Annotated in this window: 12 protein-coding genes; 10 read left to right on the top strand and 2 right to left on the bottom strand. The window is 64.0% G+C overall.

All coding sequences use genetic code 11. The features are described 5' to 3' along the window. Positions 1-2: 2 nt before the first annotated feature. Together ACTAQI_RS05240 and ACTAQI_RS05235 are read left to right on the top strand one after the other, a co-directional pair. Complete coding sequence (locus tag ACTAQI_RS05240; protein WP_457950030.1) at positions 3-1520, top strand: glycoside hydrolase family 32 protein; 1518 nt, start codon at positions 3-5, stop codon at positions 1518-1520. Positions 1521-1548: 28 nt separating this feature from the next. Continuing rightward, entirely contained in the window at positions 1549-2493 is a 945-nt protein-coding gene (locus ACTAQI_RS05235) for a carbohydrate kinase family protein (protein ID WP_457950029.1), read from the top strand. A 32-nt stretch (positions 2494-2525) separates the two neighbouring features. Here ACTAQI_RS05235 and ACTAQI_RS05230 read toward each other — a convergent pair whose 3' ends face one another. Both ACTAQI_RS05230 and ACTAQI_RS05225 read right to left on the bottom strand, forming a co-directional pair. Continuing rightward, a complete protein-coding gene (locus tag ACTAQI_RS05230) occupies positions 2526-3521 on the bottom strand; it encodes an aldo/keto reductase family protein (RefSeq protein WP_457950028.1) in 996 nt (331 codons plus the stop codon). Positions 3522-3532: 11 nt separating this feature from the next. Beyond that, the gene (locus tag ACTAQI_RS05225) at positions 3533-4600 is read right to left on the bottom strand and encodes a LacI family DNA-binding transcriptional regulator (protein WP_457950027.1); all 1068 of its coding nucleotides are present in this window, start codon (positions 4598-4600) and stop codon (positions 3533-3535) included. Between the two features lie 194 nt (positions 4601-4794). Between ACTAQI_RS05225 and ACTAQI_RS05220 the strand changes: the two genes are divergently transcribed. The 8 genes from ACTAQI_RS05220 to ACTAQI_RS05185 all read left to right on the top strand — a co-directional run bounded on the left by ACTAQI_RS05220 (position 4795) and on the right by ACTAQI_RS05185 (position 12719). Continuing rightward, positions 4795-5865 (top strand): LacI family DNA-binding transcriptional regulator, encoded by a 1071-nt coding sequence (locus ACTAQI_RS05220; protein WP_457950026.1) that lies wholly within the window; start codon positions 4795-4797, stop codon positions 5863-5865. 78 nt (positions 5866-5943) lie between these two features. Beyond that, positions 5944-7611 carry an ABC transporter substrate-binding protein gene (locus ACTAQI_RS05215; RefSeq protein ID WP_457950025.1) on the top strand — a complete coding sequence of 556 codons (1668 nt, stop codon included), beginning with the start codon at positions 5944-5946 and terminating at the stop codon, positions 7609-7611. A gap of 76 nt (positions 7612-7687) precedes the next feature. Continuing rightward, positions 7688-8665, top strand: coding sequence for an ABC transporter permease (locus ACTAQI_RS05210; RefSeq protein WP_457950024.1), 978 nt, complete (start codon positions 7688-7690; stop codon positions 8663-8665). Positions 8666-8676: 11 nt separating this feature from the next. Next, on the top strand, positions 8677-9615 hold the full coding sequence (locus ACTAQI_RS05205; RefSeq protein ID WP_457950023.1) for an ABC transporter permease: 939 nt from the start codon (positions 8677-8679) through the stop codon (positions 9613-9615). After that, positions 9612-10574 (top strand): ABC transporter ATP-binding protein, encoded by a 963-nt coding sequence (locus tag ACTAQI_RS05200; protein ID WP_457950022.1) that lies wholly within the window; start codon positions 9612-9614, stop codon positions 10572-10574. Before ACTAQI_RS05205 ends, ACTAQI_RS05200 begins: the two co-directional genes overlap by 4 nt. After that, positions 10571-11665, top strand: coding sequence for an ATP-binding cassette domain-containing protein (locus ACTAQI_RS05195; protein ID WP_457950021.1), 1095 nt, complete (start codon positions 10571-10573; stop codon positions 11663-11665). The genes ACTAQI_RS05200 and ACTAQI_RS05195 overlap by 4 nt, the downstream gene beginning before the upstream one ends. After that, positions 11662-12132 carry a hypothetical protein gene (locus tag ACTAQI_RS05190; protein WP_457950020.1) on the top strand — a complete coding sequence of 157 codons (471 nt, stop codon included), beginning with the start codon at positions 11662-11664 and terminating at the stop codon, positions 12130-12132. The genes ACTAQI_RS05195 and ACTAQI_RS05190 overlap by 4 nt, the downstream gene beginning before the upstream one ends. Further along, a complete protein-coding gene (locus ACTAQI_RS05185) occupies positions 12129-12719 on the top strand; it encodes a GH32 C-terminal domain-containing protein (RefSeq protein ID WP_457950019.1) in 591 nt (196 codons plus the stop codon). The genes ACTAQI_RS05190 and ACTAQI_RS05185 overlap by 4 nt, the downstream gene beginning before the upstream one ends. Positions 12720-12790: the final 71 nt, after the last annotated feature.

Below are 12790 nucleotides of genomic sequence, written 5' to 3'. Positions count from 1 at the left end.
TCGTGGACACACTTACCCCGACCCACACGGCAGCGACAGCAGACAGCTACCGCCCTGCCCTGCACTACACCGCAAAAGACACCTGGCTCAATGATCCCAATGGCCTGATTTTTCATGACGGCGTCTACCACCTTTACTACCAGAACAACCCGATGGGAAACGTCTGGGGAAACATGTCCTGGGGTCACGCCACCTCTACAGACCTGCAGACCTGGACCGAACACCCCGTCGCCATCGCCTGTGACGAGGACGAAGACATCTTTTCCGGCAGCATCGTCTATGACCGTCACAACACCAGCGGACTCGGCAGCGGTTCCGTCGCCCCGCTCGTGGCGATCTACACCAGTGCCTTCAAACCGGGCTCACTGTACGAGGGTGTCCAGGCCCAGTCATTGGCCTACAGCCTGGACGGGGGCTACACATGGACAAAACACACAGGCAACCCCGTACTTAGCCGCGGGTCCGCCGAGTTCCGCGACCCCAAAGTCTTTAAGTACGACGGCGGCGCGCGCAGCTACTGGGTGATGGTCGCCGTCGAAGCCAAAGACTTCCAGGTGGTCTTCTACAAATCCGACGACCTGAGGAACTGGGAACTGCTGAGCACCTTCGGCCCCGCAAACGCCACCGGCGGCGTCTGGGAATGCCCCGACCTGTTTCCCCTGCCCGTGGACGGCGATCCGGAAAACCTCAAGTGGGTCCTCACCGTCAACCTCAACCCCGGCGGGCCCAACAGCGGCTCAGCGGGCCAGTACTTTATCGGCGACTTCGACGGAACCACATTCACCTCCGCCAGCACCGTAACTGAAGGGTCCCAGGACCCTGACCGGCTGGCAGAATACCGGTGGCTGGATTGGGGACGGGACTATTACGCAGCAGTCTCTTTCAGCGACATGCCGGACAACCGCCGCGTCATGATCGCCTGGATGAACAACTGGCAATACGCCAACCACATCCCCACCACACCGTGGCGCAGCCCCATGAGCCTCGCCCGCGAAATTTCACTTCAGACCAGCAACGGCGACTTATCCCTGATCCAGCAGCCCGCGGGTAACTGGGGTGTCCTGGCCGATCGGGAACCGTTTTGCGTTTCTGAAACCGCCATCAACGACGGCGTGCAGGTTCTGGCCGGCGCAGCCGGCACGGTCCAGCGCGTTGACGTCAGCTTCACCCCCGGGACCGCAGAGGAATTCGGCCTCATCCTGCGTGGAGACGGCGCGAAGGGAACCCGCGTGGGCATCCGGCCCGGCCAAGCCAAATTATTCGTGGATCGGCGCGAATCCGGGAGGACAGACTTCCACCCATCCTTCAGCTCCATCGACACCGCTCCCATGGTGGCAAGGAACGGGGCCTATGACCTCACCGTCTTCGTGGACCAGTGCTCTGTTGAAGTCTTTGCCCAAGACGGCCAGGTCACCATGACCGAACTGATCTTCCCTGCCGAGACCAGCACCGACGCCGCCGTTTACGCCATCGGCGGCACGGCAACCGTCAACAGCATTAGGGTCACGCAGCTCGCATAGGGCAGCACTCAGAACAAGGAAAACGGACATGCAGAACATCGGCAAGCCCACCCCTCCCCGGCAGGTGCTGGACGTCGTCGTTATCGGGGAAGCCCTTATCGACGTGGTGACTACACCAGAGGGCACCACCGAACACCCCGGCGGGTCGCCGGCCAATGTCGCCTACGGCCTGGCCCGGCTGGGAGTCAGCACCGGGCTGCTCACCTCCATGGGCCTTGACCGGCGTGGTGATGTACTCACGGAGCATCTCACCGGCGCCGGGGTGACGGTCTTGCCCGGGTCCCGCTCACTGGAAAAAACATCGACGGCCACCGCCACCATCTCCCCCGACGGCTCGGCGGGCTACGCTTTCGACATTACCTGGGATATCGCACCGCCCGACCTTGCGCTCGCCCCGCCCAAGGTCCTTCACACCGGTTCGATCGCAAGTTTTCTGTCACCGGGCGCCGGTAGCATCAAGGCTGTCCTCCAGGAACTCCGCAATCAGTGCACCATCACCTACGACCCCAACATCAGGCCAGCCCTGCTCGGAACCCATGCCCAGGCACGGCGCACTTTCGAGGAGCTGGCGCACCTCACCCACGTCGTCAAACTCAGCGATGAGGACGCCGAATGGCTTTACCCGGAAAAGGGCCCGGAGGAAACCGCGACACACATCCTGGGCCTTGGAGCGGATCTGGTTGTCATCACCAGGGGCTCATCAGGCTCACTGCTCGCCACCTCCTCCGTCTCCCTCAGCATCCCTGCGGTGAACACCTCTGTTGTTGACACCATCGGCGCTGGAGACTCGTATATGTCGGCTTTGATCCTGGGACTCCTTACCCGCGGAACCGGCGGCCTGGCGCCTTCAGTCCTTGACCAGCTCGGAGGCACCGCGGCCACTGCGGCCGCGATCACCGTATCCCGGGCCGGCGCCCGACCCCCGACTGAAGGCGAACTCCGCGCAAAGCTGCAGCTGCATTCACACGCGTAGCACGGAACCTCCACCGATGCAGCAGCCCCGGCCTAAACCCGCTCCGGGAAGGACTCTACCTTTGCAGGGTCGCGCTCCACGACGTCGCCAAGGGTAGCGTCGATCAGTTCAAGTGTTTCGCGCCCCAGGACCAGCCCGGCAGCTTTGACTGTATCGTCGAGCTGTTCGGGGCGGCTGGCGCCGACAATCGCTGCGGAAACGTTCGGGTTGGCCAACACCCAGGCCACGGCCAGGGTGGCTAGAGGCACGCCTAGCTCCTGGGCTAGCGGCTTGAGCTTCTGCACGCGTTCCAGCACCTCCGGCTGCATGAACCTGTGCTCGGTCTTCAGTCCGCCCTCTGCGTCGCTGAAGCGGCTGCCGGATGGCGCCGTGGAGGCGCCGTACTTGCCGCTCAATACGCCTTGGGCCAGCGGTGACCAGCACACCTGGGTGATGCCCACCTCTTCGCATACCGGCACTACTTCGGGCTCGATCACGCGCCACAGCATGTTGTACTGCGGTTGGCTCGACACCAGCCTGATGCCCAGGTCGGCCGCCAGCGCAGCGCCGGCACGGATCTCTTCGACGGTCCATTCGGACACGCCGATGTAGTGGGCCTTACCGGTATGAACGATGTCCGCGAAGGCCCCCATGGTTTCCTCCAGCGGGGTCTCGTAGTCGTAGCGATGCGCCTGGTAAACGTCCACGTAGTCCGTCTGCAGACGCCTCAGCGAACCGTTGATGGATTCCATGAGGTGCTTCCGGGACAGGCCGCGGTCGTTCTTGCCCGGTCCCGTAGGGAAGAACGCCTTGGTCATGATTTCCACGCCTTCGCGGCGGACTCCCTTCAGGGCCTCACCGAGCATGGATTCGGCCTTGGTGCCTGCGTAGGCGTCCGCGGTATCGAAAGTAGTGACACCCAGATCCAGCGCTTTGCGGACGCATTCCGTGGCGAGGTCCTGGTCCACGGTTTCGCCGTGCGTAGCCCAGTTGCCCAGGGCGATGGCGCTGACGTACATGCCGCTGGTGCCGAGTTTGCGGTATTCCATGAAGTTTCCTTTCAGGGGGTGCCGGGGTGCCCGGCGGAGTGAGGGTGATTTGGGGTGCCGGCAGTTGAGCGCAGGGCGCGGGGAGGGGCGGTGGTTCCGCGCACCACCAGGCGCACCGGATGCGCGACGGCGGCAGCGGGCTGTCCATTCAGGACGTCCAGGAGGATCCGGGCAGCGTCCTGTCCTTGTGCGGCCACGTCGTGGTCCATGGTTGTCAGGTCCACGACGTCACAGAGTTCGTGATTGTCGAATCCCAGAACGGAGAAATCCCGCGGAACGTCCAAGCCAGCCTTGCGGAGGACTTTGAGGGCACCGAAAGCCATCTCGTCGGAGGCGACAAACACCGCTGTCGGAACCTGTTCCGCGACCAGCAGCCGCGACATGGCAGCCGCACCCCCGGCGACACTGTTCTCATCAAACTGTTCAAGCTTGCTGTCCCGGGGCAGCCCAGCTTTGGAGAGGGCCTCCCGATAGCCCATGAGCCGTTGCAAGGGAGGCACACCGCCGAGGTTGCTGCGTTCATCATCACGGATGCCAATAAACGCGATCTGTTCATGGCCGAGATTCAGCAAATGCCGCACCGCAGCCCGCCCGGCGCTGACGTTGTCCACTGATACTGATCCGATGCCCGGTGCTTCCGCCCCCAACAACGCCACAGCCTGCTCCTGGGAAACCAGCCATGCCAGTTCGTCCTCCGTGGGCTGCAGCGCCGTGATGATGACACCGTCAGTCCGGCCATGCAGCTGCGCGCCAGCAAAGAACCGCTGCCGCTGGGCAACCGTGGCCAGCTCAAAAAGGAGCACGTCAAACCCGGCTTCCCGGAGGGTCCGCGCTGCTTCACTGATGACCTTGCCGAAAAACCACTTCGCCAGGACCGGCACCACGATGCCGACCGCGCGCGTCCGGCCCGTCGCAAGCCGCGAAGCAGCGGGAGACGCGGAATAGCCCAATTCACGGGCAGCATCCTGCACGCGCTTGCGGGTTGCAGCGGACACGCCAGGAACTGCCCGCAGGGCACGCGATACCGTTGATACAGACACGCCGGCCATGGCGGCCACAGATTCCACGCTCGCTGTCATGCGATCATGCTAGGCGGATTGCAACAATTAACGCAAGCGCTTGCAAAATGCGGGAAAGACTGAGAACAAGCCATCGCAAGGGATTTTGCAAAGCACTCTTGACAGCAATTGAGTAACGCGCGTAACCTCGATCACATGCGCAAGTAACGCGCGTTACTCAATGGCAGCATCACCCCAGACCACCGGAGCATTCAATGGCGAAGACCACCACCCCGACCCCTGCCGGCGCTGCGCGGCAGCGGGGTGTCACCATGAATGACGTCGCCAAGCACGCCGGCGTTTCCCGGACTGCCGTCTCGTTCGTGCTGAGCAACCGCGAGAATGCCAGCATCTCCGAGGAGACCCGCGCCCGAATCAATGAAGCTGTGCAGGTCTTGGGCTACCGCCCGAATGCCGGCGCGCGGGCGCTGGCATCCCAGCGCAGTGATTGGTACGGGATCGTCACCGAGATCGTGACAGCACCGTTCGCCGTGGACATCATCAAAGGAGCCCAGGACCAGGCCTGGCTTGACCGCAAGTTCCTGCTCATCGCACCCTCCGACCAGGCCGATGCCGTAGGACCCAACCAGGGATTGGAAGACGCCGCGACCGAGAAGCTGCTGGAGCAGCGCGTGGAAGGACTTCTCTACGCAGCCACGTACCACCGGGGCGTGCACGTTCCCGAAAGCGCCAACGAGGTACCCACCGTCCTGATCAACTGCTTCGACGTGGACGGAAGGCTGCCCTCGATTGTCCCCGACGAGCGCGCGGGTGGCCGGGTCGCCGTCGAACGTTTGCTCCAAGCCGGCCACAGCAGGATCGGAGTCATCAACCTGGACCCGGACATTCCCGCAGCAATCGGGCGTTTGGCGGGTGCACGCGAAGCACTCGCCAAAGCTGGACTGGAGCTGGACCCCGAGCTCGTGGTGCCCGGACATGCGACGGCGGACGGCGGGTATGAGGCCGCGTGCCGGATCCTGGACCGCTACACGGAGAAGGACAGGCCAACCGCGCTGTTCTGCCTCAACGACCGCATGGCGATGGGCGCCTACGACGCCATCAAGGAACGGGGACTGACCATCCCCGGAGACATCGCCGTGATTGGCTTCGACAACCAGGAACTGATTGCGGCCTACCTTAGGCCCAAGCTGACCACGGTTGCGTTGCCGTTCGAAAAAATGGGCGCCCTGGGAGTCCAGACGCTCGCCGCTCTGACAGCAGGACAGCCGATAATTGCCGACCAGCAATTAGTCGACTGTCCGCTGCTAGAACGCTCTTCGGTCTGACCGCGAAATCAATAGCGAAGAGCAACCCCTCCCCCACCCCTTCACCTTGCTGATGAAGATAGGAAAGAGATACCCATCATGACACAACCCCGATTTCTGAGGGCTGCCCGCGTGACGGCAGCCGGACTGGCGGTAGGCGCACTACTGCTGACCGGCTGTGCAGCCAACAAGACCGGCGGCACCGACGCCGCAGCGAACGCCAGCGCCTTCCTCACCATTCCGCGTGAGGACATGGGCACGTTCGTCCAGAACTTCAACCCGTTCGCGCCCACCGTCAACCCGATGGTCCAGCAGTCCATCTACGAGTCGCTGCTGGTCTTCAACCCGGCCAAGGGAGACACGGTGCCTTGGCTGGCCACTGAGTGGAAGGCCGCCGACGACGGCAAGTCCATTACCTTCACCCTGCGCGACGGCGTGAAGTGGTCCGACGGTCAACCGTTCGTGGCCGACGACGTCGCCTACACCTTCGAGCTCCAGAAGAAACTTAAGGGCGGCTACGAGTACCTTGACGGCGTGACCGCTGAAGGCAACAAGGTCACGTTCAACTTCAACAAGCCCTGGTCCCCGGCCCTTTACGACGTCGGTCAGCTCAGCATCCTGCCCAAGCACATCTGGTCCGCACTGGCCGATCCGGAAAAGGACGCCAACGCCAAGCCAGTCGGCACCGGGCCATACACGGAGGTGGACAGCTTCCAGGCCCAGTCTTTCGTGCTGAAGAAGAACCCCAACTACTGGCAGCCCGAAAAGCAGAAGATCGCCGGCATCAAGATGCTCGCCTTTGCCGGGAACGACGGCGCCAACCTGGCCGCCGCGAATGGCGACGTGGACTGGGCCCCTCAGTACATCCCGAACATTGAAAAGACCTTCGTCTCGAAGGACAAGGAACACCGGCACTACTGGTTCCCGGCCACAGGTGCCATGATCAACTGGCAGCTCAACACCACCAAGGCACCGTTCAACGACGTGGATGTCCGCAAGGCGTTGAGCATGGCAGTTGACCGGGACCAGGTCACCAAGATCGGCATGAGCGGCTACGCCAAGCCCGCAGACTGCACCGGGCTCTCCGGCAACTACGAGACCTGGAAGAACAACGAGGTCAAGGACAACTGCACCTGGACCAAGCTGGACGTCCAGAAAGCCAACGACCTGTTGGACAAGGCGGGCTATCCGAAGGGTGCTGACGGCAAGCGCACGCTCAAGGACGGCAAGCCGTTCGAGTTCAAGATCTCCGTTGGTGCAACCTCCTCCGATTGGCTGTCGGTGGCCAACGTGATCGCGCAGAACCTGGCAGAGGTAGGCGTCACAGCCAAGGTGGAGTCCCCGGACTGGGCTGCTGTGGTTGCAGGCTACGAGACCGGCGACTTCGACTCCGGAATCGTCTGGAGCGCCAACGACCCCAGCCCCTACAAGTACTTCAACACCTCCATGGGCACCGCAAGCGTCAAGCCGGTGGGCACCAAGACGTTCGACAACTACCACCGTTTCGGCGACCCCAAAGCCGATGCCCTGCTGACGGAGTTCGCGGCAGCCACGGACCCGTCCAAGCAGAAGGACATTGCCAACAAGCTGCAGGAAGAGTACAACGACGCCGCACCGCTGGTGCCGCTGTTCTCCGGCCCGGAATGGGGTGCCTTCAACGACACCCGCTTCACCGGCTGGCCCACCGAGGACAACCCTTACGCCACCCTTTCGGTCCGTTCACCTTCCACGGTGCTGGTGCTGACCAGCCTGGAACCGCGCAAGTAGCTGCCCACTGCTGGCCGCCGGATCATCCGGCGGCCAGCCCTCAAACTTTCCGCAATTCCCGAAATGGAGGGAAACCGTGCGCTTCATCCTGCGCCGCCTGGGTTTCTACCTGATCGCCTTCTGGGCATCCATCACCCTGAATTTCCTGCTCCCGCGCTTCATGCCCGGGGACCCCGTCTCCCGCATGTTCGCCCGCTCCCAGGACAGAATGCAACCCGAACAGATCGAGGCCCTGCGCAAGCTGCTCGGCGTTGACAGCCGGCCTCTCTGGGAGCAATACACCGATTACCTTCACAACATCTTCACCGGGCAAATGGGCGTCTCCATCTCACGCTTCCCCACCCCTGTCACCGAGGTCATTTCGTCCCAAATCGGCTGGACCCTCCTGCTCGGCGGAACCGCACTGGTGATTGCCGCCGTCGTGGGTAACCTGCTGGGCATCCTGGCCGCCTGGCGGCGAGGCGGCGCGGTCGACTCCGCACTCCCCCCGCTGCTCGTGTTCATCGGCTCGTTCCCGTACTTCTGGCTCGCAATGGGTGCCCTGTACCTGTTCGGCGTGGTGCTGGATTGGTTCCCCATCCGCCACGCCTTCACGGCCGGCCTGGAGCCCGGGTTCACGTGGGAGTTCCTCGGCGACGTCGGCGCCCACCTGGTGCTTCCGGCGCTGACCATCGTGCTGGTCTCCATCGGCGGCTGGATGCTGGGCATGCGGAACACCATGATCGCCACCAACTCCGAGGACTACATCACCATGGCCGAAGCCAAGGGGCTCCGCCCGGGCCGCATCATGCTCCGCTACGCAGCCCGCAACGCCATGCTCCCGTCGGTCACGAGCTTCGGTATGGGGCTGGGCTTCGTGGTGGGTGGTGCGCTGCTCACCGAGGTGGTGTTCGCCTACCCCGGCGTCGGCTACCAACTCCTCAACGCCGTCCAAGGCCTCGACTACCCGCTCATGCAGGGCCTGTTCCTGACCATCACCGCCGCCGTGCTGCTGGCCAACTTCCTGGTGGACATCCTCTACGTCCGCCTTGACCCGCGCGTGCGCAGCAACTAGAGGGACCGATCATGACAACCGCAATTCTGCAGCAACCCGGCAAAACGGCCGGCAAAACCCCGGCTGCCCGCAAGCCCAACCGCAGCTTCGTCCACGGCCTCCTCACCAACAAAAAAGCCCTGGCGGGCATGGTCGTGATGCTCGTCTTCATCGCACTGGCCCTTCTCGCACCGGTGCTTTTCCCTGGCGACCCGTCGCGGATCACCGCCATGGCCTCCCTTGAACCATCTCCCGAGCACTGGCTGGGAACTACAGCCAAGGGACAGGACGTCCTTGCGCTGACAGTCCACGGCTCCCGGAGTTCCCTGTTCGTCGGGCTGACCGTGGGCTTCGCGTCCACCTTTATCGGCATCCTGGTGGGACTTGCCTCGGCGTACTTCGGCAAGTTCATCGACGAAGCACTGTCCCTGGTGACCAACGTCTTCCTGCTCCTTCCCGGCCTGCCGCTGCTGGTCATCCTGGCCGCGTTCCTGCCCCCGGGCCTGGGTACGGTGATTCTTGTCCTGGTCGTCACCGGCTGGGCGGGCTCGGCACGCGTCCTGCGTTCACAGGCCTTATCCATCCGCTCCAAGGACTTCGTGGCCGCGGCCGTAGTGTCCGGTGAACGGGCGGGGCGGATCATGTTCCGCGAAATCCTGCCCAACATGGCCTCGATCGTCATGGGCACCCTGCTGGCGTGCGTCATCTACGGCATCGGCGCACAGGCGGGCTTGGAGTTCCTGGGCCTGGGCGATGTCAGCACGGTCTCCTGGGGCAACAACCTCTTCTGGGCCGGCAACGAAGGCGCCCTGCTCACCGGCAGCTGGTGGGTGTTCGTGCCTTCGGGCGTCTGCATCGCGCTGGTCGCCTTCGCCCTTGCCCTCATCAACTACGCCGTGGACGAGGTCACCAACCCGCGGCTGCGGAAGATCAAATCCCCGAAAGATAACGAAAGGAGCGCCGCCAAATGACCATCTCCCAAGTCTCCTTCGGCTCCCACGAACCGGTCCTGGACGTCAAGGACCTCACCGTCAAGTACATCGGCGACACCCGCTCCACCACCGCCGTCGACCGCGTTTCCTTCAGCATCGGCACCGGTGAGGTGTTCGGCCTCGCGGGTGAGTCCGGCTGCGGGAAGTCCACCATCGCCAACTCGATCATGCGGCTCCTGAAGGATCCCGCGAAGATCGCCGGCGGCAGCATTTCCTTTGGCGGCAAGGACGTCCTGGCCATGAGTCCGGAAGAGCTGCGGCGCTTCCGCTGGCAGGACGTGGCCATGGTCTTCCAATCGGCCATGAACTCGCTCAACCCGGTGCTGACCATCGGCGAACAGATCGTGGACATCTTCACCACACATGCAGGCTACTCGCGCAAGGAATCCCTGCGGCGCGCCGGTGAACTGCTTGAACTCGTGAGGATCGACCCCGCGCGTCTGAAGTCCTACCCGCACCAGCTCTCGGGCGGCATGCGGCAGCGCGCTGTGATAGCGATGGCCGTGGCGCTCAAGCCATCACTGCTGATCCTGGACGAACCCACCACCGCGCTGGACGTGGTGGTGCAGCAGGAGATCATGGCGCAGATCAAGGAGCTCCAGCGCGAGCTCGGCTTCTCTGTCCTCTTCATCACGCACGATATGTCCCTCATGGTGGAACTCTCGCACCGCATGGCCGTGATGTACGGCGGCAGGATCGTGGAAACCGCGAAGGCCCAGGACGTCTACGCCAACCCCCGCCACCCCTACACCCAGGCGCTGATGGGCGCGTTTCCGCCGCTCACCGGCCCGCGGGTTCCGCTGACAGGGCTGCCCGACGGCGTGAAGTTCCGGAACATCCCGGACCTCACCGAGGCGGCACCCGGCCATTTCGTGGCTCCGGTTGGTGCCGACGCCCCAGTGATTGATTCCGCAGACCTGGCAGGAGCCGCACGATGAGCCACTCCCTAACGTCCCCAGCGGCCGGGTCCACCGCCGGCACCCCCGCCCTTGAAATCCGTGGCCTGGGCAAGTCCTTCCCCATTGGCGGGTTGTTCTCCCGCGGATCGGTCCGCGCCCTGCACGGTGTGAACCTGACTATCGGCCGCGGCGAGATCGTGGCACTTGTGGGGGAATCCGGTTCCGGCAAGAGCACCCTGGCCCGCTGTGTTGCCCGGCTCGAGAAGCCGAGCTCCGGCGCGATCCTGGTCGACGGCGTCGACATCCTCAAACGCGACCGTTTCCAGGCATCCCGGGCATTCCGCTCCCAGCTGCAAATGGTCTTCCAGGACCCTTTCGGTTCCCTGAACCCGGCCCACAGGATCGAGCATTTCCTGCGGCGTTCGCTGGCGATTCACGGCAAGAGTGGCGGTTCCGAGGAGGAGACCCGGCGGCGGCTCGAGGAACTCATGACCACTGTTGGCCTGCAGGGTGACATGCTGGACTCTTATCCGCACGAGCTCTCCGGCGGTCAGCGCCAGCGCGTTGCGATTGCCCGGGCCCTCGCCGTTGAACCCCAAGTCATCCTGGCCGACGAGCCCACCTCCATGCTGGATGTTTCCGTCCGGATCGGCGTACTGAACCTCATGCGCAAGCTCCGCGACGAACAGGGCATCTCCATGCTTTACATCACCCACGACCTCGCGTCCGCCCGCTACCTGGCGGACCGCACGGCCGTCATGTTCGCCGGGGAACTCGTCGAGGAAGGCGAATCCCTGGATTTGCTCGCAAACCCCGCCCACCCCTATACGCAACTCCTGGTTTCGGCTGTCCCCGATCCCGCCAGGGCGGGCTCGTACGATCCCGTCCGCCGGGCCGAACTGCGGCAAGCGGTCATGGCCTCGACGCATTGCGCTTACGACGGCGACCCGAACCAGGCCTGTTCGGCCCAAGAACCCGTGCGCCATCAGGTTGGAGCCCCCGAAAAGCGTCATTGGGTGCGCTGCCACCTTTACCGGCCGTGGGCTGGCGCCGACGGCCATGCCTTGGCGGCCGAACCGGCCCAACCCGACCTCCCGGCGTCGAACGCCCAAGAAAAGGCCTCCGCATGACTGAACTGACCCACCCACTCGCCACTGTTCCCCAGGATGAACTGGTTGCCCGCGCCGAGGCCGATCCCCTCCGGCCGCGCTTCCACTTTGTGTCGCCGGCCGGTTGGCTCAACGATCCCAACGGCGTCAGCCAATGGAATGGCACGTACCACCTCTTCTACCAGTACAACCCGGAGGGCGCGTTCCACCACCGCATCCAGTGGGGCCACGCCACCAGCACGGATCTGGTCACCTGGACGGACCAGCCCATTGCCTTGGAACCGTCCGCAGGGCCGGACGCCGAGGGCTGCTGGTCCGGGGTCCTGGTGAACGACGGCGGCACGCCCACCCTGGTGTATTCGGGGCGACTCGAAGGCAAGGAGCGGCCCTGCGTCGCCGTAGGATCCCCGGACCTTCTGAACTGGGTCAAGGACCCAGCAAATCCCGTGATGCCGCGATGGTCGAGGCGGGCTGGTCCGGGGTCATGAGCCTGCCCCGAATCGTCACTGCTGCTGACGACCGTTCTCTCCGCTTCGCGCCCGTACCGGAAATCAAGAAGCTGCGCCGTCACCACGCTGGCTTGCCCGGGCAGGTGCTGACCGGCACATCGGCGCCATTGGAACTTGGCTTGCCCGGCACGCAACTCGACCTCGAACTGGACGTCCAACTGGCACCGGGCGCCCTGCTGCGGCTTGGTGTCCTGGGCTCCAGACACGAGGGCACCTCCGGCAGCCCCAACGAGGAGACGGTGATCGAGCTGCGCAGGGCGGCTGAGGCCGGCAACGATGGCACGCTCCGCCTGGACCGCACTCGAAGCAGCCTTGATCCAACGGTTGATGTGGAGGACAAGTCCGGCCCCGTGCCCATGCCCGAAGGAGTGGTGCACCTGCGTGTCATCCTGGACCGGTCCGCCGTCGAAATCTTTGCCAACGGGATAGCGCTCACCGCCCGCGTCTACCCCACGCTGGGCGGGGAACACGTCACCCTTGCCGCCGAAGGCACTGCCCGGATCGTTGCCCTCGACGCCTGGACTATGGCCGAAATTTATGAGGGTACGCGGCCCCTCTTCCCCTGAAGGCGCGGGGGCAGCGCTTCAACAACCACTCATACAGCAGCAACGAGGCTGCCCAAAAACAAGTAGGAACC

This window comes from Pseudarthrobacter sp. alpha12b, from assembly GCF_054130495.1.
This window is presented reverse-complemented; position numbering and strand designations above follow the sequence as displayed.